Here is a 24951-nt window from a genome sequence, read left to right on the forward strand (position 1 = left end):
GAACCTAATAAGACGGAGGAACTTATGTTTTATAACCTATTACGAAGTACATCACTTCTGTGCTTTCTACTTGCGATGAGTACTACACTTATTGCTCAAACACAAACAGTTACCGGTACTGTCTATAATGCAGAAACCGAAGAACCGCTGGCTAATGCCAATGTTTATGCTTCTGATACAAAGGGAGCGGTAACCAGTTCTGACGGTACTTTTACACTGGAAATACCGTCAGATATTGAAACATTGACGATCAGCTATGTGGGCTTTGAGACAAAAGAAGTTGAGCCTGCGGAAAGTCTAACGGTGTATTTAAATCCCACATTGAACCTAGAGGGGATAATTATACAAGGTGTGCGCGCAGAAGAAGACGACCCTGTGGCACAAAGCAATGTTAGCAGAGCCAAACTGGAGCAGGTTTATAATGGAGAGCAACCCACCTTCTATTTGGAAGATCTGACACCGGCGATTTTTTCCTACTCAGAATCAGGAACTAAGCTGGCCAATTACGGTAGCATGCGTTTACGTGGAATCACGCAAGAACGGATTAACATGACATTGAATGGAGTGCCGCTCAATGATATGATCGATCATGGTGTATTCTTCTCAAACTTTACGGATATCAGTAATAGTTTCGAGTCCGTACAGGTGCAGCGTGGAGTTGGCACCAGCAGTAACGGTGTGGCATCCTATGCCGGGTCGATTAATTTTGAGTCAGTTAACATTGAAGATCGAGAACAGGGCGGACAGGTTGAGCTTGGCCTTGGCTCGTTTAACACTTATCGAATGAATACGAGCTTGTCATCTGGAATGATTAATGACAAATGGTCTTTCTACGGAAGCTACAGTCGTATTTTTTCGGATGGCTATCGCTATAACACACATACGAATGCCCGTTCGTTTTTCTTTTCCGGCGGATACTTTGGAGAAAATGATCTGATCAAGATTAATGCTTTTGATGCGGGATCAAAGAATGGTCTGGGATACGAGGCCGTTGCGGAGAGTGATATTGAAGATGATCCACGGACAAATTACCTGAATGAAAACGATAAGGATGATTTTGGTCAGCGGCTGGTGCAGCTACAGCACACGCACATTTTCAGCGATCAGTTTTCAACCAATGCTTCCTTGTATTATGGAGGAGCTGGTGGGGATTATCTGTACACCTATCTTGATGAGGACGAAAACCAGCAGCAAATCAACTTTCCGCTCTACAATGATCATTATGGAATAATGGTCAATGGTTTTTGGGAGTCGGACAATTGGGAGATAAGTTCAGGAATCCACGGATATATCTTTAACCGGGTCAATGAAGAGTCATTTGCTCCGGATTTTGAAAATCCCTACTACTATGAGACTTCCGATAAAAAAGAGTTCAGCTGGTTTGGTAAGGCAGAATGGATGTACAACGAGTGGAAGATCTATGGTGATCTTCAAATTCGCACCAACAGATTAACCATCCAGCCGGACTACGATTACATCGGTATTCCACCTGAAGGAGATCTTGTGAAAGAATGGACCTTCATTAATCCCAAAGTGGGTGTCAGCTATGAGGTAAATGAGAATATGACTGCCTATGCCTCGGCGGGTCGAATGGGAAGAGAACCTACCCGGATAGATATTTTTGGTGGATTTACTCTGGGGACGGCGAATTATGATCAGGCTCGTGCGGATAATTTTAATCCGGAATATGTAAATGATTATGAAGCAGGGTTGAAATATAATACCCAGAACCTGTCGATCAGCGCCAATTATTTTTATATGGACTTCAAGGATGAAATTGCCCCGATCGGTGAGGTAATAGGTTTTGGAGTTCAGGAACGAAGAAACATTCCTGACAGCTACAGAACAGGAGTAGAAGTTCAATGGAATTATCTTCCGGTTGATTTCCTTTCCTTCGGGGGAAATCTAACATATATGCAAAGTGAAATTGATTCATTTACAACCGGTGCGGGAGATACATACACCAATAATACACCTACTTTAAGTCCGGAGTGGATTGTAAACAACGATATCAAATTTTCTCTGTTGAATAATCTCACTGCTGGTCTTTCCGGTAAGTATGTTAGTGAATCATTTCTGGAGTTAACCAATGATCCGCAAATGATTTTACCTTCTTACTTTGTAATGGATGCTTCGGTGAGTTATGAGACAGAAAGTGTTTCGTTACGGCTGGAGATCAATAATTTGACGGATGATGTTTACTATTCCAGTGGCGCCCCGGTTGATACAGATTTGGATGGCGTTAACGATGCGCCGGGATATTTTGTAAATGCCGATCGTAATTTGTTTTTATCGATGACATACAAGTTCTAAATTCATTTACTCTAAGGGATACAATTTTTAATTGCAGCTTTCGTTGATTCCTTAGATAGATATGTTTGATTTAGTGGGGGACGGGCCTTCGGGCTCGTCCTTTTTTTATTTGTTTCATGCTTCAAGCATGGACGCTTGAAGCAGCTAAAAACACAAAGTAATTTAATACTGGGGAATCACATCTATTTTTGCTTTTCCAAGTATTTTATTGGGCTCTGTCAGGCAGAAAAAGGTTGTCTTACATATCGCTCTGCCAAGCGTCCACGCTTGGCAAGAACAAGACTGCAAATATCGAACTGAACAACCTTTGCGCATTATAGAAAGGCTTGCTTCAAAGCTCAGTCAACCCGAGCTAATACAAGGCTTTATTTCAATTCTCCTGCTTGGTGGTAGCGAAAAAAGAGAGTTCCTTTTCTTTTTGAAGCTTGTCTTCAGGGTGGATAGCTCCTGCTTTATCATCAATAATTTGGATAAGTATTGCACCGGCAATGATAAACACCGCAGAGATGATTTCCATGAGTGAGGGATTTTCTCCAATGCTGAGCCATGCTATAAGAAGAGCCGCAATAGGCACCATATTTCCGTATAAAATTACTTGAGTGGGACCGAGTGTTTTTAATGCTCGCACTTTTACCCATTGGCCCACGCCCACGCCAATAGCTCCACCCGCTAATATTGCGATCCATGTCCACAATCCCAGCGAAAGCCAGGTAACCTCTACCAGTGCCGGAGATGCTATGAGGAGGTACAGTGATCCGCCGATAGCCGTTCGTAAAGCAACTACTGGCACAGATCCATATTCACGAGCCAGAGGTTTTATAAGATGAAGTTCGATAACTGTCAAAACCAACGCCACAATAAGGATGAGATCGCCAAACCAGTATCCTTGTCCGGGCTGAATACCGTCCCAGGCCAGTATAACTGTTCCCATTCCAGCCAAAATAACGCCGATATATCCATATACACCCATACGTTCAGTACTAAAAAGATATCCGAAAGCAGTACTTACAGCCGGTCCCAATGCCAGCCAAAGCGAAGCGCGGGCCCCATGGGTAAGCCCCAGTCCTTCGATGCCGAGCCATGGAGCCAGCGTAGCTCCTATGACGGAAACAAGCAGTAATCGGGGCCAGTCCTTCTTTTTGACATTGGGAAGGAAAGAAGTATTTCCACTGCTGTTAACTTCTGCCCGGTATTGCATGTACATGACCAGAAGCATGGCAAATCCTCCCATTGCAAACCGGGATACACTGAATGAGATAGGCGACATTTCTTTTAAGGCAATTTCGGCCAGAATAAAGTTGGCGCCCCAAAAGAAAACGAATAACAGAAGAAGCCCATGATGGGGTAGCGTACCATCATGGGATTCATTTGTATTAGGTTGAGAATCTAAGATAATCTGTTATACGCTAATAGTGAATGGGACTTTGGTTTCATCCCAATGTATGACACATTCGGCAGAGTTTTCAGTGACATCTTCAAAATATATCATAAATTGTTCCATATGCTCAGCTGTAGTAGGCTCTACATTTACGCGAAGCACATCTTCGCTTTTATCGTACTGAGTGCCCCATGAAAGTTTTGAATTTAATATGATAGTCCACTCATCTTCACGGGGAATGGTATATAGCGAATATGTTCCTGCTTCTACTTCCTCACCTTCAATTTCTACATCATCTGAAAAGGTGATAGCTGTCGATTCGTTGGCGCCTGTCCTCCAAATTTCTCCAAAAGCTTCCAGCGCTCCAAAAATTTCCCGGTCTCTGACAGCTGGACGACCGTAAGTGATAGATACCTTAGTGGTTCCTATTGTTTGGCTAACGGAGGCATTGGGACTTACCCGCGGCTCATCATTTCCCCGCTCTTGAGCAAATGCCAACGTGCCGATACAACAAAATGCCAACGCAAACAACGAAATTTTACTAAATAGTAATGATAGTCTCTTCATGATTGGTGAGAGATTTTATTAACAATTGTTCAGTTTTTGTAACTATAAAAAAAGCTTATTCGTTTGTCTGCCCCAAATTTAATAATATTAGTGAATAGTTTTTCAATAAATTCCAGGCGCAAAAACTTTGTATAACCTTATTTTTTTAGCTTGATATTTGTAGCATTTATGATGTGTTAAGATTAGAATATCGATCCTGGATCAGCTTGATTCTTCATTACCGTTGGAGTTATGAATAGCAAGTTGGTTTTTGACTATCGGATATGTATGTTTTTGACTTATAAAAATTACTGATTGATAAAGTAACAGTTGAGCAAGGGTACCACTTAAGGGGTAAAAAAATGGGGACATTCTTTCCCAACAATGTGGAAGAGTTTTTTAGCAGTGGAACAGTTATTTTATTTAGTTGTGCTGCCACTGCTGAATATCCTTTACTGTCAGTCAGCGAGAATTGTACAGATATTCTTGGTTTTAACCCTTCCTATTTTTTGGAGAATAAAAATGGTTGGTCTACCCGAATTCACCCTGATGATATAGATTATGTGGATCAGAATTTTCAGCGGATCATCAGAGAAAGAGGAGATGCAATAAACGAGTATCGATTTAAAACCAGAGAAAATTCATATATCTGGTTGCGTGATGAAATAAAATTCATTGAAGATGCCAGAGATGGAGATCCCCTGATTTATGGGTCTGCTATTGATATAACAGAGCGTAAGAAAGCCGAAATTAAGTTGCAGGAAAATAAGACAGAAGAACTCAGGCAGGAGATTTCGCTGCGTAAAAAAACAGAAGAAAAGCTGCAAAAGAGACTAGATTATGAAAAGGTAATTTCCAGAATTTCTGAACTTTTACTCGAGAGCCATTCTTCTGAGGCCTTGCAGAAAAGCCTGAAGATCCTACAGAGAGTTACGGAGGCAGATCGCATCTTTTTATACAATAACAAAGAGATTGAGGAAGAGCTGTATTTAGCCCCCATGATGGAGGTGACAGCCGAAGGAGTTTCTACAGTAGTGGAGGATTTGGACGAGCGAGAATTTAAATATTCTGATATTCCATGGTTGTACGACAAATTATCTTCGTTGGAAAAAGTACAGGCAAAGATAGATGAACTGCCAGAGCCAGAGCAGTCAATGTTAAAAAAACAGCAGGTTAAATCTATTTTGCTCATCCCTGTTGTGATAGATGACGCATGGGAGGGCTATATTGGCTTTTCAGATACCAAGAATAAAAGAGTTTGGAAAGAGGAGGAAGTATCACTTCTCGAGACCACTTCGAGACTCATTGCCGCCTTCGAAAAACGGAAGTCTATAGAGCAATCGCTGGTAGAGCAGCGAAATTATACAAAAGCGATTTTGGATAGCTTGCCGAGTATCTATCTGTTGATGGATGAAGAGTTAAACTTTGTACAGTGGAATGAAAATGCAAAGCATTACACAGGTTATAATGCAGATGAATTAAAAGAAAAGGATGCTTTTGATTTGATTGTACCCAAAGATCATAAACGACTTGAAAAAGCTACGCAACAGGCCCTGGAAGAAGATGGACAAGGGGTTGAGCTGCTCCTTCGTACGAAAGAGGGTGACGAAATTCCTTATTTCTGGAATGGGTATAATATCGAGCTGGGACAAAAAGAATATTTTCTTTGCGTGGGTATAGATATCACGCAACAGAAAAAGATCCAAAAGGCCCTAAAGCAAGAAAAACAATTCAATGAAGGGTTAATCCAGAGTTTACCCGGTATCTTTTATACTGTGGATGAGAGCGGTAACTATATACAATGGAATAGCAATTTTGAGAAAGAACTGGGATACGAGGAGCATGAAATTAAGAACATGAAGCCGGAAGATTTTTATACCGGCAAAGAATTAAAGAAGATAAAAGAGGGTATCGAGGAAGCTTTTGAAAAAGGATATAACATGCTGGAGGCTAAAATTACAACAAAAACGGGAGAAGAGATCCCCTATTTGTTGACAGCCAGGTTGATTGAACATGACGGTAAAAGATACATTACCGGTGTGGGACATGATATTTCTGATCGAATTGAAGCCCGGGAAAAACTCAAGAAGAACGAAGAACTGTTCCGAAACCTATTTTTAAATGCACCGGCAGCCATTGCGATGATAAGCCCAGACAATAAAGTTCAAAACGTCAATAAAAGTTTTGAGGATCTTTTTGGATATACAGAGGAAGAAATCAAAGGAAAAGATATCGATGAGCTTATTGTTCCGGAAGAAGAATATGAAGAGGTGCCGAAAATGTCGGAGGATAAACAGTCGGCGATGGACAGCTTTCAGAAAGAGGCCCGAAGAATAACCAAAGGAGGCACGCTGATCGATGTTTTTGTTGCCGGTATACCCGTATTTGTGGATGGAGAACCGTTGGCCGGTTTTGGTATGTATATCGATATTACGGAACAGAAAAAGTATGAGGAAGAAATATACACTTCACTTAAAGAAAAGCATGTACTGTTGCAGGAGATTCACCATCGTGTTAAAAATAATCTGGCTGTAGTGTCAGGTCTTTTACAGCTACAGGTTTATGAAACCGATGATCCTGTAATTCAAGAAACACTGAAGGAGAGTGAAAATCGTATACAAACAATGGCGCTGATCCACGAAAAACTTTACAACTCACGGAATTTGGCGCGCATCTCTTGTCAATCATATATCAGTGAACTGGTAGAGACTATTCGTAATACCATAGGTTCAAATAAAGAAATCGATGTTCATATTGATATTGAGGATATAAAATTGAGTATCAACAAGGCTGTGCCTTTTGCTTTATTAGTTAATGAGGTGGTAACAAACTCGTTCAAGCACGCATTTACGAAAGGAGAAGAGGGAACTATTGAAATTTATCTGAAAGAAAATGATAACCTAATTCAGGCACACCTGAGAGATGACGGCCGGGGATTGCCCGAAGATTTTTCGTCGGATGAGATAGAAAGTCTGGGTATGACCCTTATCCAAAACTTTGCTCAGCAGCTTGATGCTGATTGGGAGATAGGTTCAGATAATGGAACGTACATTAATATCACTTTTGATATTAGCGATATGAGTAAAGGATCGGCTTCTAAATTTGCTGATTTCTAATCGAGCTCGCAGAGACAGGAGCAAAGCTTATCGTGATTCCACCTCATCTTTTAGCATGTGCGAGAAGTCTTTGCGGAACTTTTTCAGTTTCGGAGCGATCACTACGGTGCAGTAGCCGGCATTAGGATTATTTTCATAATAGTTTTGGTGGTAATCTTCAGCCTTTGAATAGTTGGATATCGGCTCAATTTCAGTAACAATAGGATCTTCCCAAAGATCCGAATCGTCTGTTTTAGCAAGCGATTGTTCCGCTATCTCTTTTTGTTTTTCATTGTGATAAAAAATTACTGACCGATACTGTGGCCCTACATCGGCTCCCTGTCGGTTTTTAGTAGTGGGATTATGTGTATGCCAGAAAACTTCCAGCAGCTGTTCATAAGAAACAACCGACGGATCAAAAGTAATGCGGGTGACTTCGGCGTGCTCGGTAGTTCCGGAAGCAACTTGCTTGTAGGTGGGGTTCTCAATTTCTCCGCCCGCATAACCGGCTACTACAGACTTAACACCTTTTACTTCTTCAAAAATGGCTTCTACACACCAAAAGCATCCGGCACCGAATGTCGCCTCTTCCAAGTTAGATGAGCTCATAGTATTAGTTTTATTAGGTTGTTGAGCATATAAGGATGAAAGAGATATAAAGCTTATAAATATAAAAGCTGATAAAGGTATTGTTAATCGCTTCATAACAACCATTAAGTGTATTTATGGTTCAATCTTATAACCCAAAAGTTAGCGGATAGATTCCTTTACCACCTGTCATTTCTACTCAAGATTCGAAATTCACCATTCATCACTTCCTCGTCTCCTCATAAGTCTCAATAAATTCGTCGGGCGTCTGATGGCTTACAATTTTTGCTATGGCATCCAGTGGTAGATCATTAACGTTGTGAAAACGCAGGCAAGATCGTCCCATATCCATTTTTTTGTTGGCTTTTTCGAACTGTTCTTCCAGCCAATCTTGTAACTCTTCATCCTGATAAACCGGCATCAGATACAGTGAGTTATGGTTTTCCTGGGCTGCAAGTCCCAAATAGCTAAGCGGTTGATTATTATACGTATCTGGATATTTTTCCAACGGAATTTCATAACTGATCATGCCCCAGTTGATTGTCTCTTCATAACCATCGGGCAGATTTTCAAGAATAAGATTCCTTATTTCCTCAATAGTTTCCCGGCGATATTCCGGTAGAGATTCCAAATATTCTTCTACGGTTTCGCTGTTTGCCATGATATCGACTGTTAATTGTTAATGATTGTTAGAATGATGTTGAAATGATTCAATCTTTTGCTTGCGAAATTTTAAACTGGCTATCAATAATAATGTTGGACTTTACCGAATTTGCAATAAAACACTGTTGATGAGCTTGTTCATGCACTTTTTCTATAACTTGTTGGTTGATATTATCATCATTATTGAAGGTGACAAGTGGCTGTAATATAACTTTTGTGATAGCCAAATTCCCCTCGCTGTTTTTCTCCATTAATCCTTGTGCAGTATCCTCATAATTTATGACTATAAAATTTCTTTTAGCCGCAAGAGATAAGAACCAAAGCATATGGCAACTGGCAAGAGAGGCTACAAAAGCCTCTTCGGGATCTATGGCGTCTGGATCAGAAAAAGGTTCATTAACGATTTGAGGGGAAGCTGAAGCCGGAATTCTCAAATTGCCGTCAAAAATCCATGTATGTTTTCTTGAATATTTGCCATCGACAAAATTACCCTCTGTTTGCCGCCATTGTATGGACGCTTGGTATTCATGCATATTTGAGAGTATAGAAATATGTTGATTCGGCCTTTAAAGCTTATAACCACAAACTCTGTTCGATGAAAATAAACGATTGTATTAGATCAAATGAAAATCTGATTTAAAGCTATTTGCATTCGTCTTGTTGGAATAAGCTTTAGAACATTAACATTTGTGAAGTCGAAAGAATCCATACTAAGTGTTTTGCAAGAAACGATGATGATCTGATTTTTATTAAACAGACAACATCAAACACTTTACTACTTGGCAAAGTTGATTAAGTCAATTTATGTGAAAAGGATTAACAAATTTATTTAAGTATTAACAATTCTCTAATTAAAAATAATTACTACAATGGAATATCGATTTTTAGGCAGGTCAGGACTCAAAGTATCAGCACTTTCGTTTGGTGCATGGGTAACTTTTGGTGATCAAGTTGATAAGGATGTAGCGTATGAAACAATGAAAGAGGCATATAATGTCGGAGTTAACTTTTTTGATAACGCCGAGGCCTATGCCGAAGGGAAAGCTGAAATTATGATGGGCGAAATTATAAAAGATGCCGGATGGAGACGTTCAGATCTGGTGCTTTCGACAAAAATATTCTGGGGCGGTTCAGGTCCCAACGACCAGGGATTGTCGTTTAAACATATCAAAGAAGGTACTGAGGGGGCTTTGAGGCGCTTACAAACCGATTATGTTGATTTAGTTTTTTGCCATCGTCCAGATAAATTTACCCCGACTGAGGAGACGGTTTGGGCTATGAATCAAATGATAAATGAGGGAAAAGCCTTGTATTGGGGCACCAGCGAATGGACAGCAAAGCAGATTCGGCAGGCATATGACTTTGCACGACAGAACAATTTGCGTCCTCCACTGATGGACCAGCCACAGTATAATATGTTTCGGCGGGAAAAAGTAGAAAGTGAATTTGCACGGCTTTATGATGAAATTGGCTTGGGTACAACAATTTGGAGCCCGCTTGCCAGTGGTTTGCTGACGGGTAAATACAATGAGGGCGTACCGGAAGGAAGCCGCCTATCAATGGAAAAATACGACTGGCTTCGGGAAAAGCTACTGGAATCCGAAAAGGGCAGACAGAAGCTGGAAAAAGTTCAGAAGCTGTCAGAGGTTGCCAATGATGCCGGCATACCGATGCCCCAGTTTGCTATTGCCTGGTGTCTCAAAAATGATAACGTAAGCACCGTTATTACCGGTGCCTCTAAAGTAGAGCAGGTAAAACAAAATATGAAGGCTATTGATGTGGTTGATCAAATGACTCCGGATATTATGGAGCGAATTGAAGAAATCCTGGACAATAAGCCGAAGCCGGAAAAGAATTACCGGAGCAATTAATTAACATCGTTAATAACACCTGACCCTGAGGATCTGCGGATCCTCAGGGTTTTATTTATTATTGATGAGGAAGCTCTACTTCCAACGATTGCATTCTAACCCAAGAGCTTAGGTTATGTTGTGGCATGAAGCCTGAAAAATGAATCATCAGGCTAAGAAGTAGAAAAACAGGAAGCTCACTTGAAGTGAGCTTTTTAAGTGAAACTCTTAACCCATGGATTCATCCGTGGGTAAAAGTATGGCATTCACGATGAAATAATAGTTAGCGCGGGAATTAATTCCCGCGCTGGTGATATTACTCCTTTATTTTATTCTGTCAATTACTGTCTGCGGCAAGTCAGTTCGATCTATTTCCGTAATTTATTTGTGCTCGTAAATTAAACCTTCATATAGAATGGTATATTCGTTGCGAAAACGGATAGGTATTGATTTATCACCTTTTAAAACTGCGAAATGTAAGTGGGGAAAATTAGAATACCCGGTATTGCCGCTTAAGCCGATGACCTGTCCGGCATAAACAATATCTCCAACTTCTACAAAAGCTCCATCTTTCTTCAGGTGAGCATAAACTGCAACTGTCCCGTCGTCATGGCAAATTAAAACGCGATTTGTTTTTTCTTTCATGCTTGCATCACTGCCACGCTCACTATACTTATCAATTACATAACCGACTACGCCACCCCGTGCCGCAGAAACAAAGCTACCGACAGGCATAGCAAAATCGAATGCATATCTGGATATATCTTCGTTATGGGTAAAATCTGATTTATTCCCTTGAACTAATTCATACGCTTCCCCTTTAGGAAAAGGAAGTTGATACTGATATCTGTCATCGTGGACGACATCAGGATCTCCCAATATAAAATCGTATTCGAATATTTGATCAAAATTTTCGACCAGTACTTTCGGCGGGTCATTCCAGGAAAATAGTGTCCGCTTTTCATTTTTGGGGATAAACTCCTGGAAAGTTGTATCGAGCACCGATGATTTAACCGTCAAGGTGATTGGGCAGGGAAACTGATTTGTAACCTCCAGAACAAAATTGCCTTGTTCTTCAACTTCTGGAATATGGACATGCAAATTCTGTGCATTCACTCCGATACACGTACAAACAATGAATAATATGCTCATGACCAAACGCATATCAGCATATTTCGTTAGAAACGTTGCGAATTCTTGTTAACTCATACAATTATTTATCGATGAGGTTACTAGCTAATACTAACACTAAAAATAATAACCAACATTGATTTTTACAGCATAATCTTCGAAAAAATCCGGTGTGGACAATTCCATTTCTATCGGTCCGATGATTGTTGTAGCGCCCAGTGACAGCGAGTAGCCATATTTCATCCGCTCTCGATCCAGATTGAATGTCCACTTATCTGCCAGGTGAGCTATATTCATTCCTCCAGACAAATATATATTTTTATTAACCCTGAATTGTAATTCTGAACCCCAACCCATTACATTCATAGTACGCAGTTCTTGAGCCGAATGCCCCATAAATGGATACTGGCGCATATCAAAAATCGGATTTTGAGTTAGTCCGCCCAGATAATAATGATAGTGCAATGGAATTTCTTCACCGGACGTATATCCCGCAAATAGTTGGTTGTTGAAATTCAGATCTTTAATAATTGGGAATGTTGCTCTCCATTTTCCCGTAGCCTGTGTGAAATTGGACAGTCCGCCCCAAAGACGATCCGAGATAAGAGCTTTAAAATTTAAAGTTTGACCACGGGTGGGAAAGTACGGTCGGTTTAATGAGCTAAAACTAATCTTGCCATAGGGATTGAGTAAAAATCGAGTATTACCCAATACCAAAGTATTGCCTACAGCTTGATTAAGATTATAGAGTTCCGCTTCAACACCAGCCTCAAAATCGGTACGTTCTAAAATCCTAACCGATGCCGAAGAACGGAACGTAAGTTTTTCAACATCAATAGTTGACACTGCTTGATTTAAACTGTAAAAATCGATCGGAGAACGCTGAAAGTCGATTCCCATATTAATCTTCGAAAGCGGAGCCAGTGTAAAAGGAATACTGTACCTGGAACTGAGTTCGAGGATTTCACCCGCCCGCAGCCGCATGGTAAAACGGTCTCCTTCAGCCAAATTATTGGTTATAGACCCCTCAAACAGTAATGATGCCTTATACTGGCTGTCATATCGCATGCTAAAGCCCGCATATTCCTGCTGCTTTTCTTGAAATTCCAGTAGTAATGATTTACTACTGGAGCCGGAATTGTCTTGGAGCCGGTACGAAATTTGGCTAAATAATCCCGAACTATAGAGGCGATTTACTTTTCGTTCGATATCACTGAGGGTTAACAGGGCCGGTGTTCGGATATCGAGAGCGACATTCGCTTGTTTTTCAAGTGTTCCGCTAATATTTGCCAGCCTCACATCTGTGATAAACAAAGTGTCACTTTCAGCAGATTTGATCGGCTTAAACGAGGGAGGAGCTACTCTGTGGTTAGAAAGTTGTTCTTTCAGCTTCGGCATAATTTGTCGGGCTGCTTCTTCACCGCGTTCAATTATTGACCGGACCCGACTGTAGCTGAAGGAGGAAAAATCTGCGATGTTGGGACGAATATAAAGATCAGTCTGCTCTCGCTGCCTGATGTCAGATTCTTGCTGATGAAAACCTACAGACTGATATAATATATCCACAAAAGTATTGAGACTGTCTAATGGTTTTACAGGTTCGCCGGCATCGGAGGCAATAACGAAGTCAGCTCCCAGTTTTTTCACATCTTCTACAGGTATATTTCGGGCCACTCCGCCGTCAATGAAAGTTTGGTTGTTTATTTTTATCGGCTTAAAGATGGGGGGAATAGCACTGCTGGCACGCACAGCATTCGGCAAGTATCCCGTGGTAAATGTATGTGCCTTGCCGTCGGATAAATCTGTGGCAACCGAGGCAAAAGGAATGGGCAGTTCAGTAAAGTCCTGAATATTGTGGTAAGGCAGCATCAGGCGATAGAGCATCATCGAAATATTTTGCCCGTCGGTAAGGCCGGCCGGTAGCGTAAGACGTCTGCCATTCAATGGAAAGGTAAACAAATAAGTTGCTTTATCGGATATGCTGTTGGCGATATCTTGCGGGTTAATGCGATAACTGTCGTTGAAGAGAACATTCCAGTCGGCCGAAAGTGCAATGTTTTCAATTTCTTCGGGTGAATAGCCAATAGCGTAAAGTGATCCCACAATTGCACCCATGCTGGTACCACTTACCATATGCACGGGGATACCCTCTTCTTCCAATACCTTAAGCACTCCTATGTGTGCAAAACCTTTGGCTCCCCCACCACTTAGCGCTAATCCCAGTTTTATATTTTCATCGCTGGATATATTCGTTTGTTGCGAATTTTGATCTTCTTGACCCATACACACGTATGGCAAAGAAAAAAGGAGGCTGAATAAGATTATTGTTTTTGAGATAGATGAACACATAAGCGAGACTGGAGAACATGAATCAGTTTAGATGAATAATACTATTTTTAACCTTTTAAGGATTGTATCCGTTAGTCTGCAGACTGTCAACACTCAGCTATCCAGCAATGGTTAGCATTGGGTGGCCGATAGCCGACGACTTGCAGCTACATTTTGTAAGGGATGATTACGAACTCTTTTTAAGTGAGTTCAATTCCTTTTAATGGTAAATCGGTTATTTCAAAAGATAAATATATCATTAGACAATGGAACAACCGAAAACAAATAATTTTTCGGGATTATTATTTCTTAATGGAGGGGATCAGAGATTGGAGCTGTGAGCAGGATTATATTACCTAAAAACCTTGCTTTGAAGCAAATCCCGAAGCTAAGGATGTCAAAGGGCTCCTTTATTTTCTCAAGCCAGACAATATTGCAAGATTTTTTTATTTCGCGAATTGCAAACCTTGAATTAGATCGTCGGTATTCTTATTCTGTTATATATGAAAGAACACAAAGGAATGCGTCCCCAAGACGTCGTAATACTATTAAAAATCATTGCGTTAGGTGAAAGCAAGTGGTTTAACAAGGATTTGGCTTTTCAGCTTGGGATCAGCAACTCTGAAGTCAGTGAATCTTTAAACCGCTCCCTGATCGGTGGACTCATCCAGAGCGACAAGCGAACTGTCTGTCGCGAAGAACTGCTCGAATTTTTAGTCTATGGCCTCAAATATGTATTTCCGGCCGTTGAAGGGCGTCTTCTGAGAGGTATGCCAACCGCCTACTCGGCGCCCGTATTGGATGAAGGCTATGTGATTGATGATCCATATGTTTGGCCATCGGAAGAGCATTCGGTTAAAGGTATTGCTATTGCTCCGCTTTACAATACGGTGCCACAAGCCTGCGACGATGATAAACAGTTGTACGATCTGCTTGCACTTGCCGATGCGCTTAGAGTAAGTGATCAAAAGGAGGAAGTGGTAGAGCTGTTGGCAAAGAAGGTCTACAACATCGAATAGCTATCCCAGATTAAGATAATTAAGCGCTGTTTCCACCATTCCTTTGGATCCCACATACAATGGAGTACGCTGGTGGAAATCCTCTGGTTCCAGATCCAGGATCCGTCTTTGTCCGTCATAAGCCATGCCGCCGGCTTGTTCGCACAGCAGTGCCAATGCATTACATTCATACAATAGCCGGAGTTTCCCCTTAGGATGATTATCTGTTTCGGGATATATATAAATGCCGCCCTTCAGCAGATTGCGGTGAAAATCGGTAACAAGCGATCCGGTATAGCGCAGCGTGTAGTCTTCGTTTTTACAATGGTTAATATAGCTGATGACGGGGTCATCAACCTCGTTTGTGAGGCTTTCGTTAATAGAATAGATTATTCCTTCAGGTATTTCCATCTCCGGATGAGAGAGGAAGAACTCTCCGATAGAAGGTGAAAAGGTAAAACCATTTACTCCCTGACCCGTGGTATATACCAGCATTGTTGAAGATCCGTAGATTACATATCCTGCTGCCAGCTGGTCAGTACCTTTTTGCAGCACATCCTCTCTTGTGATATCGGAGCCCGTCTCCGATTTACGTTCGAAAATAGAAAAGATGGTTCCGACTGACACCGTCACATCAATATTTGACGAGCCATCCAGCGGATCAAGGGCAATGATATATTTTTTATCCTTGTCCACTTCAAAAATATCATCCTCTTCTTCTGAGACTATAGCACATATTTCTCCGCCATTTTCCAGCGCTCGGATAAAGCGGGTGTTTGCAATGATATCCATCTTCTTTTGCTCTTCACCCTGGATATTTTCGGTATCTGTATAGCCGCTGATATCCAGCAGTCCGAAGTGATTGAGTTCTCTGTTGATGATACGGGCTGCCAGGGCAATATCACGCAGCATCTGCGAAAATTCACCGGTTGCGCCTGAAAATTCATCCTGCTTCATCTTAATGAAACGATCGAGAGATATTCCTACCGGAGGTGCCAGATCTTTTTGCATAGTAATAAGGTGAATTGGACTTTGAATGACAGCTTAAGGTAATATTCAATTTAACCCAGAGAAATTTAATTTGTTCATTTTTCAGCACTATCAATCTCGGGAAGTTTAGCCGGATTTAAAACAGCAAAAATTTTTTCGATTCTTTCATCCGACGATATGTCGAAGGTCCATATGCTGTGGAACTTTTTGTCAAGAAAGACTTTAAAACCAGGACGATTATTCACTAATGCATATGTAGTAGAGACCCCTTCATTTTTTTCAGCTATTGAAAGTAAAAATTTGCTGACCTTTTTGGCACTTTTGATCGGCTTTGGAGCTGCTGTTGCCTCTCCGCCACCGTCTGAATAGAGAACTGCTTCATCCGTTAAGATAGCCTGTAACTTCTCAATATCTCTGGATTGTAGCGCATCGATAAATTTTTCAATGGTTCGCTGCGCTTTTTCAACGGAGGGATTATCTGGCAACTTGTTGTCGCGGATTTTTGCCCGGGCTCGTTGTGCGGCCTTGCGACATGCAGCGGATGTTTTATCCAGCAGTTCGGCAATTTCAGAAAACGGATAATCAAAGACATCATGCAGAAGATATATAGCTCGCTGGTCGGGCGATAAGTTTTCCAGGATATGGAGCAGAGCAACCGTCAGCCTGTCATTAAGTTCTATCTTTGTGTCCGGCATCTGAATATCAGATTCAACAACCAGGTTGTGGCAGCCAAGGACCGAAATATTCTTCTCGCTGCTCTCGGGCTGAACGATAATGATCGATACACAATCGTGAGACTATTGTTTTCAGATAGCTTTCGGGATTCTGGACCTCTTCGAGCAGTACGTTATCCCATTTCAGGTAAGCATCCTGTACAATATCCTGTGCATCGGACAGATTTCCCAGCATACCATAAGCAATATTTATAAGCTCAGTACGGTGCCGGCTAAATATTTTCGTTTTGTGGTCCATCGTTTATATCTCACATAATTCATCCGATGAAATATGCAACGGACGGTTGATAAGATTATAATAGTTTTCCACCGCATTTAGCCATGTGATCTCGACAATTTCTTTGTCGCTGTAATACTGCTGTAAATTTTCAAATATTTCATCGGTAACTTCTTTTTCGATCGTTGCCTGTTCAACATATCGAAGTGCTGCCTTTTCTGCCTCAGTAAAATTCTCTGACGATTCATATCTTACTAGCTCGCTGTAGTTTTGGAGGTCGGTTTCGCCATCAGCACTTGCTTTTGCAATATCGACACAGAACGAGCAGCCATTCAAGGTAGCTATATAACTCTTGATATAAAAAGCCAGCTCTTTGGGGAGTGAAAGATTTTCTTCGATGTTCACCAACTTTTGGGATAGTGAGAGCGTTTCGGGCATTCGAGCTTGTACTACTTTTATGGGCGTGATTACTTTGCCCATTTTCTTTTTGGTATACCAGTATGTAAGCTTGAGCTTAATGCTTTTGGGATTCTCTATGGGTTCAATTCTGGGTGAAGTGCCTGTATTTTTTTCGGCAGATGCTTTCGTTGTTTCCATGACATTATCTTTTGATTTGGGTTAACAATATAAGACGAAAGCGAGATCAAAAGTGTGACATGAAGTGCTGATTTTGAGAAAGAGGCTGATCTTTGTCTCTTACTCCACAATGATTAGAAAAGAAATTTTCCGATGAAAATACCAGCAACAGAAAATATGCTATCTGTCCAGACTCAGGATCGTTCCCAATCCGCCAACGATATATAGCTTATCCCGCACTCCCCAAATATCCATAAGATTTTCAAGGACCAGGCTGCTACCCTCTTTCCAGCTTGATCCATCGTAATGAATAATCATGCCACCAACACCGACAGCATAAATATTATCTTCAGTGTCTCCCCACATGCCGTAAATGCCTTTATCGGTTGGACTTTTTACTGCTTTCCATTCGGCGCCGTTGTAATGAAGTATAGTGCCCCCCGATCCAGTGGCGAAAACATTATCACCGGACGTTCCCCACACATTAAAAAGAGGAGGTTTATTACTTGCTATTGTTTCCCAACTGTTGCCATCGTACTGCAAAATCGATCCGCCGGTACCAACGGCAAATACATTATTTTCTGAACTGCCCCAGATGCTATTCAGTTGCTGCGTTTCCGGAGTTGTCATTTCTTGCCATTTCGTGCCGTTGTAATGTAAAATGGTTCCATTAGACTTTGCGATGAAAATATTATTGTTTGTACTTCCCCATACAGCATTCAGGTGCTTTATTGCCGGGCTCTCCATTTTACTCCATCCCGATCCATCATAATGCAAAATATTTCCGACCTCACCTACAGCAATAACGTTATCCGAGGAAGTACCCCAGACGTCCAGTAAATCTTCGGTAACACCGCTTTCCATTACATCCCAGTCGGACCCATCATAGTGTGCAATAGTACCGTTTGATCCAACCACAAAAACATTATTGGGCGCATTAGCCCATACACCGCTGTAGTACTCTTTGGGCCAGGGAAACTCCTCCATGTTTTTTTCTTGATTGTCGGAATCCGGTCCGAGACTGGTACATGTAGAAAAGAGCAGGCTTAAAATGATAAAAAGCATAATAAACCAAGAAATCGAGGAAATTTTCAAAAGGTATGCTGGTAATAAATTAAAATTGACAGAATATCTTCGAATTCTCTTCATAAGATCTCCTTTTGCTTCATCTGTATTTTAAAGATAGAACGATAGCAGAAAAGATTCAGATTTTTCTGTTATCACTCGGCAGTTATGGATGGAGGACAGAATTTTTAGCTAGATATAAAAAGCAACAGGTGTTTTTTTCATTATTTATTTTGATTCAGGACTATATACGCCGGAGTATTCCAGAGACAGGGTAAGAACGATACCGTATGCCAGGTGCATTACCAGTCCAGCCAATGTGGTAAGTACCGGGAACCAAGTATTTGTATAGAAGATACCAAACGACTCATCACCCGCCCAAGAAACTACCGGGGAGATTACTAGTGCGGCGGCAACCGAAATGATGACTCCATAAATGATCCCCTGAACAAACCAGTTGCCCGGAATATATTTGTCCAAAAATACAACCCATATTAATGCCAGCAGTAGGCCACCTGTATAACAAGCTGCATTTCCCCACACGATCGTATAGGGATCGTGTTCGTGAATATGGTTGAAGATCTCTTGTAAGATATGTCCAACATCGATAACCGGCAGCCCAAAGCCGCCCGAGAGAAAAGCAACCATCGACATAACAAAAGTAGCGATGAAACCCGAAATAATCGTCCGCCAAAATGTACTTGAGTGTATCATTTGTTCATTTCGTTAATTAGAACTCAATTTTTCTATATAGATAGACACTGGTAGAGAAACAAGTATGAATTAATTCTTTGGGAAGAAAGGTAACAGGCTGCTCCTGTATCATGGAAAGATTAAATTGTTTTATTACTTGTTTGTAACGTGTGAATGAAGGAATGTTATCCTTACATTATAAATTGATCAATGTGTAAAGCACCTGCACGTTAATCTCGCCATTTGAAAGCGAAGATAATATTAAGTAAAAAATCTTGAGAGAAATGAAAAAAGTAGCAGCTTTACTAACTATTCTGATTTTTATAGCAACTCATGTTTATGCTCAGGACGCTATTAGTTTGAGTGACAGTCTTGATGGCTGGACATATAATTGGGTGGCGGGTCTTAACGGATCACAGGCATCTTATTCTAACTGGTCGCAGGGTGGGGTTAATAATATAAGTGTTTTGGGCAATTCTACCTTCAGTACCAAATACCGCGAAGGTCAGACGGCCTATGGGTTTCAATTGACGACACGTTACGGCAAAACAAGAATAGAGGATCAGGGAACGCGTAAAATAGATGACCGTCTTTCCGTTCAGAATCGTTTTCTTTACGATCTCAACGAACCCGGAAGTAACTATTCACTTTTTGCGAATGTTGACTTCAGAACCCAGTTCGATCAAGGATTCGACTACGGAGCCGGTCCAGACGGCGGTGACGTGTTGATATCTAATTTTATGGCGCCCGCTTATTTTTCACAGAGTGCCGGACTGGCCTACACGCCGGCTGATTATTTCAGTGCTGAAGCCGGACTTGCCATGAAGCAGACGATTGTAGCGGATGAAGATCTGCGGCCGGTTTACGGACTCGATGAAGATGAATCGCTTAGAAACGAAGCAGGAGTTATGTTGGGAATGGATTATGAGCAAGCACTTGCACCAACTATTTTACTTAGTACCAGTGTTGAAACTTTTACGAATCTGGCACGGGCTGTCGACCGAACTGATGTTTACTTCACCGGAGAACTAACGGGAAAGATCACTGACATCATCAATACCTCGCTGCGGGTTAATCTGGTATACGATGATGATTTTTCGGATGAACTGCAGGTCCAGCAGGTACTCTCGGTTGGCGTATCGTTTGTTTTGATGTGAAATGAGATGATAAACTATTCCGTACAGAGCATTATGTATTTCGTAAATCCTATTCCTGTTACGTTGTAGGTTACAGCAGGAAGCGATCTAATCTTTATTACCAAGCCAACTAACCAGTTGATATGTCAGAGGAATATCGAATACATTTTTGTCCATAACAAAACAAGAATTTCAAATCCGATTTCATATCGCCTCCTTGTTTATGCTATGAAACACTAGTTATCCCTTGGCCGTAGTGTGTAACTAGTATGTTGGCTGAGACTAGTAAATAATCTAAAAACCACACATGAAGCTATCTTCTTTTTTTTATATTGGCAATCCAATATTCATTTTGAGCTATAATGCAATCAGATTTTTGATAAAATTAGATTGATTGCAACTCCTAAGAAGTTACAGAATTCAGTATTGCACTTCTAAAATGAAATACTACACTGTTTAGTTTTTTATATGGAATCAACTAATAAATCATCAACGATGAAGTATGTCATTACTAGCTGGATATTATTTTTCCTGTTAGCCGGATTAGGCCATTCAGCTGCGGCACAGGATATCACTCTTTTGGGAACGGTTAGTGACCAGCAGACAGGTCAAGCCCTAGAGATAGCCAATGTAACTCTGCAAAAAATCGGTAAAGAGAACGTGCGGGGGCAAACCACCGATCCGAACGGATTGTATGAATTTGGCGGGGTGGAAACCGGAATACATATCCTGCGTGTGAGTTACGTTGGGTACGAATCACATGTGGACACGCTTCAGCTGGAACAGGAGGGGATAACTGTAACCCATAATATTCGTTTGTCTCCTGTTGTAGAGGGACTGGAGGAAGTAACCGTAAGCGAACGGCGTTCTCAAACTGTTGCTGGTCAAACAACTGTTGATGCAAAAGAAATTGGAAGGACACCTACACCGGCCGGTAGTGGTGACCTCGTAGGTGTGCTGCAGAACCAGCCTGGCATCGTAGCCACCGGTGATCGGGGCGGCAACCTATTTATCAGGGGCGGTACTCCCTCTGAAAATCTCGTGCTGGTGGATGGTATTCAGATTTACCAACCATTTCATATTTTGGGCTTCTTTTCAGCATTTCCGGAAGATGTGATCTCAAAGGCGGATGTGTTTGCCGGGGGATTTGGACCCGAATATAGTGGTCGAACATCCTCGGTGATGGACGTACAGCTAAAAAACGGAAACCTCTATGAACAAAATTGGTCTGCATCAGTAAGTCCTTTTATCTCAGAGGTATTCATGGAGATGCCATTGGCAGAAGGTAAAAGTTCCATGCTGGTTTTGGGCAGAGGATCGCTGATCCAAGGCGCCAGTGATATCTATCTAAAGGAGCAGAAACCGCTCCGCTTCAACAGCCAGTTGATAAAGCTGAGCAGCATCGGGGAAAAAGGGCCCTGTTCTGCTCATATGATGCGCACCTACGATCGCGGAAAAGTCAATTTTGAGGAAGCGGATTATGTCAAGTGGAGTAATTTTGTGCTGGGTGGCCGCTGTTCAGGGGTGTCCGAAGGATCTGCTGTATCTTATGCTGATGTACAAGTAGGAGTCTCTCATTTTTCCAATGAGGCTGGTGGTATTGATTCACCGGGACGACGATCCGATATCACTAAATTTCAGCTGGATGTTAATCTCACTCAAAACACAGGAATCTTTCAATTAAACTATGGTGTTTTCGGGGGATTTAACTTTTTAAACTATGATGTATCAGATCTGTTTATCGGAGTTCAAGAAGAGAAGGAAACTTTGTTTTCAATCGGAGGATATTTTTCGACCGAAATTCCACTACATCAAACTTTAACGATAAATCCCGGGGTTTCCGTTACTTCTTATGTCAATCGTTTCAGTCCCAGTGTTGAGCCGCGGCTTAAACTTGCCTGGCAGCCATGGAATGAGGAGAGCGAGGAGCTGCATGCTGCGCTTGGTATCTATCATCAGCCACTACTGGGAGTGGGAGATTTCCGAGATGCGGGGAATGCTTTTACTGCCTGGATGCCGATGCCTGATCCCAACCGGAGAATGGAATCGCAGCATGCACTGTTGGGATGGAATCAGTCAATTGGCCGGCATCTGAGTTACGTCATAGAAGGATATTACAAGACCATCAAAAACAAACCGGTTTCGACGTGGAGCCAAATTGCAAAATTTTCAACTGACTTGGCTTATGCCAAGGGGCAGGTATATGGAACGGATGTACGGCTGAATTTTAACCACCGTTTTCTCTATGCCACTGTAGGTTACGGATATTCTTTTACCAAGTATGAAACGACGCAGGATCATTTCGGTCTCTGGTTCGGGGAACCGGTACAGGAATATCACCCGCCCCACGATCGTCGTCATCAATTGAATGTTGGGGTAGGTTTCGAATACGGTGATTTTACCGCAGATATAAGTCTTAATTACGGATCCGGTCTTCCTTTTACCCGTCCTCTCGGCTTTGATAGTTTTTTCCGGTTTGAAGAACATCTGCCGGATGTCAGAGAAGATTACGGTGATCCGCGGCTGCTTATAGATAAGCCGTTCGACGGTAGACTGCCTGACTTTCAACGCATAGATATATCGCTGGAACAGGCATTTCACTGGAACGCCGCGACCGTGCGTGCTCAGGTCGGGGCCATTAACATGCTTGACCGAGAAAATCTTTTCTACTACGACATCTTTAATCAGCAGGGTGTTAGTCAGCTTTCACTTATGCCTTTTATTTCACTCAAATACGAATCTGGATCATAAGTCATATATGTACAAGAAGACTATATCTACTGTAATTGGTTTATTATCAATTATTCTGGTTACCAGTTGTGATTCCACATTCGAGCCCATCCAGCCTAGCGACGAAATTGCTTTTTCAATGTTTGGGACACTGGATCTCCATGCCGACACACAGTGGGTACGGGTGATGCCTGTCGGCGAAACGCTGTTGGCGAAAGATCCAGATATAAAACGGGCGAAAGTAACCCTGACCCAGTTGGAAACGGGAGAAACGGTGACCCTTGAGGATTCTCTTTTTGCGTTCCGTAACAACACGTATGCGCTGAACTACTGGACTGCTGAGCCGCTACATCCCGAAGAAGATTATATGTTGGAGGCAGAAGCCGCTGATGGTCGTATCAGTAGCGTCCGTGTTTCCATACCACCCCCGCTTCCACGCCCGTTGATCGATTACAACACCCAAAGGGAAGAAGGTCTTATTGAGATACCCACCGATGATTCGCTGGTGGTGGTCGAATCCAAGTTTGTAGTACAGGAGCTTACCCCTTTTGGGCCCGCTCCCCCAACTGAAGTTACCTTTTCTCACTTGGATCACCTGTTCCTGACAGATGAAGGGAGTTACAGATTTCGTGTGGAAGGTGGCTCGTTGATTTACAATGAACTTGAGACGAGTTTTCAAGTGCTGGATCGGGAACTGATTATAGCAAAAGGTAGCAAAGACTGGCCGGATTTATCAGATCTTACAGAAGAGGAGATCCCCATACCTGGTAACTATTCGAACGTGGAGAATGGAACTGGATTGGTAGCCGGGATAGCCAGCCGAAAAGCGCCGCTGAAGCGGTGTGTAAACGATGATGATGAGCTGATTCCCTGTAAATGAATAGAATAATGCTGTTATAAACCTGATCAAAGAGATAAGATAAGTTTTGAGGACTAATGGAAAATTAAGCTGTAGCGGCAATCTTAAGCTATAGTATAAGGTGCTCTTTTTATTTAAATCAGGATTTTAAATATGCACAAAGCACTCACCTCTTATATAACAGGGCTAATACTACTTGGGCTGGTTACCAGCTGTGATGCCACATTCGAGCCAATCCAGCCGAGCGAACAAGTCGCTTTTTCTATATTTGGAACGCTGGATCTCCATGCCGACACACAGTGGGTGCGGGTGATGCCTGTCGGCGAAAAATTGCTACCGGATGATCCTGATATCAGGCGGGCAAAAGTTACTCTTACCCGTATTGAAACGGGAAAAACGATGACCCTTGAGGATTCTCTTTTTGCCTTTCGCAACAACGTCTATGTGTTAAACTACTGGACTGATGAACCCCTGCATCCCGAAGAGGATTATCTGTTGAAGGCAGAAGCTGCAGACAGTCGCACCAGTCGTGCCAAAGTTTCTATACCACCTCCGCTTCCACGCCCGTTGATGGACTACAATACCCAGCGAGAAGAAGGCCTCATTGAAATACCCACCGATGATTCGCTGATAGTTGTCGAATCACGGTTCTTGGTGAAGGAACTTAGAAGGTATGATCTTCCTGGTGATATAGTAGAAGTCAATTCCTCACATATAGATCACTTATTTATAACTGATGAGGGACATCAGCGATTCCAACTTAAGGGTGGAGAACTAATTGAGAATGAACTGGGTCAGGCATCATATGAGGTTCTTGAACGTGAAGTGATTATAGCTAAAGGTAGCCCCGAATGGCCTGATCTGTCGGATCTTACGGAAGAGGAGATCCCGATACCGAACAACTATTCGAATGTGAAGAATGGAACGGGTGTCGTAGCCGGCATAGCCAGCCATACAGTCCCACTGAAACGGTGCGTCAATGAAGACGAAAAGCTGATTCCCTGTGAAGAGTAGAATTGCATAATCTGGTTCTTTGTGTTAGTGGTTGTCAACCATTTTCT

Annotated in this window: 21 protein-coding genes; 8 read left to right on the forward strand and 13 right to left on the reverse strand. The window is 41.9% G+C overall.

Features of this window, described 5'->3' with window-relative positions; genetic code table 11:
• Positions 1 to 24: 24 nt before the first annotated feature.
• The gene (locus ACT3ID_RS14315) at positions 25 to 2313 is read left to right on the forward strand and encodes a TonB-dependent receptor (RefSeq protein ID WP_491542734.1); all 2289 of its coding nucleotides are present in this window, start codon (positions 25 to 27) and stop codon (positions 2311 to 2313) included.
• A 370-nt stretch (positions 2314 to 2683) separates the two neighbouring features.
• Here the strand turns inward: ACT3ID_RS14315 and ACT3ID_RS14320 are convergent, their stop codons facing one another.
• Both ACT3ID_RS14320 and ACT3ID_RS14325 read right to left on the reverse strand, forming a co-directional pair.
• Positions 2684 to 3709: a DMT family transporter gene (locus ACT3ID_RS14320; RefSeq protein ID WP_491542838.1), complete on the reverse strand. Its 1026-nt coding sequence runs from the start codon at positions 3707 to 3709 to the stop codon at positions 2684 to 2686.
• A gap of 3 nt (positions 3710 to 3712) precedes the next feature.
• A complete protein-coding gene (locus ACT3ID_RS14325) occupies positions 3713 to 4258 on the reverse strand; it encodes a DUF2911 domain-containing protein (RefSeq protein ID WP_491542735.1) in 546 nt (181 codons plus the stop codon).
• A gap of 341 nt (positions 4259 to 4599) precedes the next feature.
• On the opposite strand from ACT3ID_RS14325, the gene ACT3ID_RS14330 reads away from it, so the two are divergent.
• Positions 4600 to 7353, forward strand: a complete 2754-nt coding sequence (locus ACT3ID_RS14330; protein ID WP_491542736.1) for a PAS domain S-box protein — start codon at positions 4600 to 4602, stop codon at positions 7351 to 7353.
• Between the two features lie 27 nt (positions 7354 to 7380).
• Here the strand turns inward: ACT3ID_RS14330 and msrA are convergent, their stop codons facing one another.
• The 3 genes from msrA to ACT3ID_RS14345 all read right to left on the reverse strand — a co-directional run bounded on the left by msrA (position 7381) and on the right by ACT3ID_RS14345 (position 9116).
• Positions 7381 to 7941: a peptide-methionine (S)-S-oxide reductase MsrA gene (gene msrA / locus ACT3ID_RS14335; RefSeq protein ID WP_491542737.1), complete on the reverse strand. Its 561-nt coding sequence runs from the start codon at positions 7939 to 7941 to the stop codon at positions 7381 to 7383.
• A gap of 202 nt (positions 7942 to 8143) precedes the next feature.
• Entirely contained in the window at positions 8144 to 8581 is a 438-nt protein-coding gene (locus ACT3ID_RS14340) for a DUF1801 domain-containing protein (RefSeq protein ID WP_491542738.1), read from the reverse strand.
• Positions 8582 to 8630: 49 nt separating this feature from the next.
• Positions 8631 to 9116: an OsmC family protein gene (locus ACT3ID_RS14345; RefSeq protein WP_491542739.1), complete on the reverse strand. Its 486-nt coding sequence runs from the start codon at positions 9114 to 9116 to the stop codon at positions 8631 to 8633.
• A gap of 336 nt (positions 9117 to 9452) precedes the next feature.
• Between ACT3ID_RS14345 and ACT3ID_RS14350 the strand changes: the two genes are divergently transcribed.
• On the forward strand, positions 9453 to 10454 hold the full coding sequence (locus ACT3ID_RS14350; RefSeq protein WP_491542740.1) for a potassium channel beta subunit family protein: 1002 nt from the start codon (positions 9453 to 9455) through the stop codon (positions 10452 to 10454).
• A gap of 360 nt (positions 10455 to 10814) precedes the next feature.
• On the opposite strand, the gene ACT3ID_RS14355 is transcribed toward ACT3ID_RS14350, so the two are convergent.
• Together ACT3ID_RS14355 and ACT3ID_RS14360 are read right to left on the reverse strand one after the other, a co-directional pair.
• Positions 10815 to 11585 (reverse strand): M23 family metallopeptidase, encoded by a 771-nt coding sequence (locus tag ACT3ID_RS14355; protein ID WP_491542741.1) that lies wholly within the window; start codon positions 11583 to 11585, stop codon positions 10815 to 10817.
• Positions 11586 to 11681: 96 nt separating this feature from the next.
• Complete coding sequence (locus ACT3ID_RS14360; protein WP_491542742.1) at positions 11682 to 13847, reverse strand: patatin-like phospholipase family protein; 2166 nt, start codon at positions 13845 to 13847, stop codon at positions 11682 to 11684.
• Positions 13848 to 14395: 548 nt separating this feature from the next.
• Between ACT3ID_RS14360 and ACT3ID_RS14365 the strand changes: the two genes are divergently transcribed.
• On the forward strand, positions 14396 to 14911 hold the full coding sequence (locus ACT3ID_RS14365) for a hypothetical protein (protein WP_491542743.1): 516 nt from the start codon (positions 14396 to 14398) through the stop codon (positions 14909 to 14911).
• Here ACT3ID_RS14365 and fbp read toward each other — a convergent pair whose 3' ends face one another.
• The 6 genes from fbp to ACT3ID_RS14395 form a co-directional block, all read right to left on the reverse strand.
• Complete coding sequence (gene fbp, locus ACT3ID_RS14370; protein ID WP_491542744.1) at positions 14912 to 15901, reverse strand: class 1 fructose-bisphosphatase; 990 nt, start codon at positions 15899 to 15901, stop codon at positions 14912 to 14914.
• A 74-nt stretch (positions 15902 to 15975) separates the two neighbouring features.
• Positions 15976 to 16575 (reverse strand): sigma factor-like helix-turn-helix DNA-binding protein, encoded by a 600-nt coding sequence (locus tag ACT3ID_RS14375; RefSeq protein WP_491542745.1) that lies wholly within the window; start codon positions 16573 to 16575, stop codon positions 15976 to 15978.
• Between the two features lie 13 nt (positions 16576 to 16588).
• The gene (locus ACT3ID_RS14380) at positions 16589 to 16852 is read right to left on the reverse strand and encodes a sigma factor (protein ID WP_491542746.1); all 264 of its coding nucleotides are present in this window, start codon (positions 16850 to 16852) and stop codon (positions 16589 to 16591) included.
• Positions 16853 to 16855: 3 nt separating this feature from the next.
• Positions 16856 to 17428 (reverse strand): carboxymuconolactone decarboxylase family protein, encoded by a 573-nt coding sequence (locus ACT3ID_RS14385; protein WP_491542747.1) that lies wholly within the window; start codon positions 17426 to 17428, stop codon positions 16856 to 16858.
• A 159-nt stretch (positions 17429 to 17587) separates the two neighbouring features.
• Positions 17588 to 18502 (reverse strand): WD40/YVTN/BNR-like repeat-containing protein, encoded by a 915-nt coding sequence (locus ACT3ID_RS14390; protein WP_491542748.1) that lies wholly within the window; start codon positions 18500 to 18502, stop codon positions 17588 to 17590.
• Between the two features lie 198 nt (positions 18503 to 18700).
• The gene (locus tag ACT3ID_RS14395) at positions 18701 to 19186 is read right to left on the reverse strand and encodes a DUF6789 family protein (RefSeq protein WP_491542749.1); all 486 of its coding nucleotides are present in this window, start codon (positions 19184 to 19186) and stop codon (positions 18701 to 18703) included.
• A 263-nt stretch (positions 19187 to 19449) separates the two neighbouring features.
• On the opposite strand from ACT3ID_RS14395, the gene ACT3ID_RS14400 reads away from it, so the two are divergent.
• The 4 genes from ACT3ID_RS14400 to ACT3ID_RS14415 all read left to right on the forward strand — a co-directional run bounded on the left by ACT3ID_RS14400 (position 19450) and on the right by ACT3ID_RS14415 (position 24904).
• Positions 19450 to 20322 carry a DUF3078 domain-containing protein gene (locus ACT3ID_RS14400; RefSeq protein ID WP_491542750.1) on the forward strand — a complete coding sequence of 291 codons (873 nt, stop codon included), beginning with the start codon at positions 19450 to 19452 and terminating at the stop codon, positions 20320 to 20322.
• A 447-nt stretch (positions 20323 to 20769) separates the two neighbouring features.
• On the forward strand, positions 20770 to 23052 hold the full coding sequence (locus ACT3ID_RS14405) for a TonB-dependent receptor (RefSeq protein WP_491542751.1): 2283 nt from the start codon (positions 20770 to 20772) through the stop codon (positions 23050 to 23052).
• Positions 23053 to 23059: 7 nt separating this feature from the next.
• A complete protein-coding gene (locus ACT3ID_RS14410) occupies positions 23060 to 23911 on the forward strand; it encodes a hypothetical protein (RefSeq protein WP_491542752.1) in 852 nt (283 codons plus the stop codon).
• Positions 23912 to 24043: 132 nt separating this feature from the next.
• Complete coding sequence (locus ACT3ID_RS14415; RefSeq protein WP_491542753.1) at positions 24044 to 24904, forward strand: hypothetical protein; 861 nt, start codon at positions 24044 to 24046, stop codon at positions 24902 to 24904.
• Positions 24905 to 24951 lie beyond the last annotated feature (47 nt).

It is taken from the genome of Fodinibius sp. GM108, assembly GCF_058386985.1.

Coding starts and splice junctions, on each gene's coding strand:
- ACT3ID_RS14375 (WP_491542745.1), bottom strand. CDS start 16,575: ATGCCGGACACAAAGATAGAACTTAATGACAGGCTGACGGTTGCTCTG.
- ACT3ID_RS14360 (WP_491542742.1), bottom strand. CDS start 13,847: ATGGGTCAAGAAGATCAAAATTCGCAACAAACGAATATATCCAGCGAT.
- ACT3ID_RS14355 (WP_491542741.1), bottom strand. CDS start 11,585: ATGAGCATATTATTCATTGTTTGTACGTGTATCGGAGTGAATGCACAG.
- ACT3ID_RS14405 (WP_491542751.1), top strand. CDS start 20,770: ATGGAATCAACTAATAAATCATCAACGATGAAGTATGTCATTACTAGC.
- ACT3ID_RS14410 (WP_491542752.1), top strand. CDS start 23,060: ATGTACAAGAAGACTATATCTACTGTAATTGGTTTATTATCAATTATT.
- ACT3ID_RS14325 (WP_491542735.1), bottom strand. CDS start 4,258: ATGAAGAGACTATCATTACTATTTAGTAAAATTTCGTTGTTTGCGTTG.
- ACT3ID_RS14385 (WP_491542747.1), bottom strand. CDS start 17,428: ATGGAAACAACGAAAGCATCTGCCGAAAAAAATACAGGCACTTCACCC.
- ACT3ID_RS14365 (WP_491542743.1), top strand. CDS start 14,396: ATGAAAGAACACAAAGGAATGCGTCCCCAAGACGTCGTAATACTATTA.
- ACT3ID_RS14340 (WP_491542738.1), bottom strand. CDS start 8,581: ATGGCAAACAGCGAAACCGTAGAAGAATATTTGGAATCTCTACCGGAA.
- ACT3ID_RS14330 (WP_491542736.1), top strand. CDS start 4,600: ATGGGGACATTCTTTCCCAACAATGTGGAAGAGTTTTTTAGCAGTGGA.
- ACT3ID_RS14345 (WP_491542739.1), bottom strand. CDS start 9,116: ATGCATGAATACCAAGCGTCCATACAATGGCGGCAAACAGAGGGTAAT.
- fbp (WP_491542744.1), bottom strand. CDS start 15,901: ATGCAAAAAGATCTGGCACCTCCGGTAGGAATATCTCTCGATCGTTTC.
- msrA (WP_491542737.1), bottom strand. CDS start 7,941: ATGAGCTCATCTAACTTGGAAGAGGCGACATTCGGTGCCGGATGCTTT.
- ACT3ID_RS14415 (WP_491542753.1), top strand. CDS start 24,044: ATGCACAAAGCACTCACCTCTTATATAACAGGGCTAATACTACTTGGG.
- ACT3ID_RS14380 (WP_491542746.1), bottom strand. CDS start 16,852: ATGGACCACAAAACGAAAATATTTAGCCGGCACCGTACTGAGCTTATA.
- ACT3ID_RS14350 (WP_491542740.1), top strand. CDS start 9,453: ATGGAATATCGATTTTTAGGCAGGTCAGGACTCAAAGTATCAGCACTT.
- ACT3ID_RS14395 (WP_491542749.1), bottom strand. CDS start 19,186: ATGATACACTCAAGTACATTTTGGCGGACGATTATTTCGGGTTTCATC.
- ACT3ID_RS14315 (WP_491542734.1), top strand. CDS start 25: ATGTTTTATAACCTATTACGAAGTACATCACTTCTGTGCTTTCTACTT.
- ACT3ID_RS14400 (WP_491542750.1), top strand. CDS start 19,450: ATGAAAAAAGTAGCAGCTTTACTAACTATTCTGATTTTTATAGCAACT.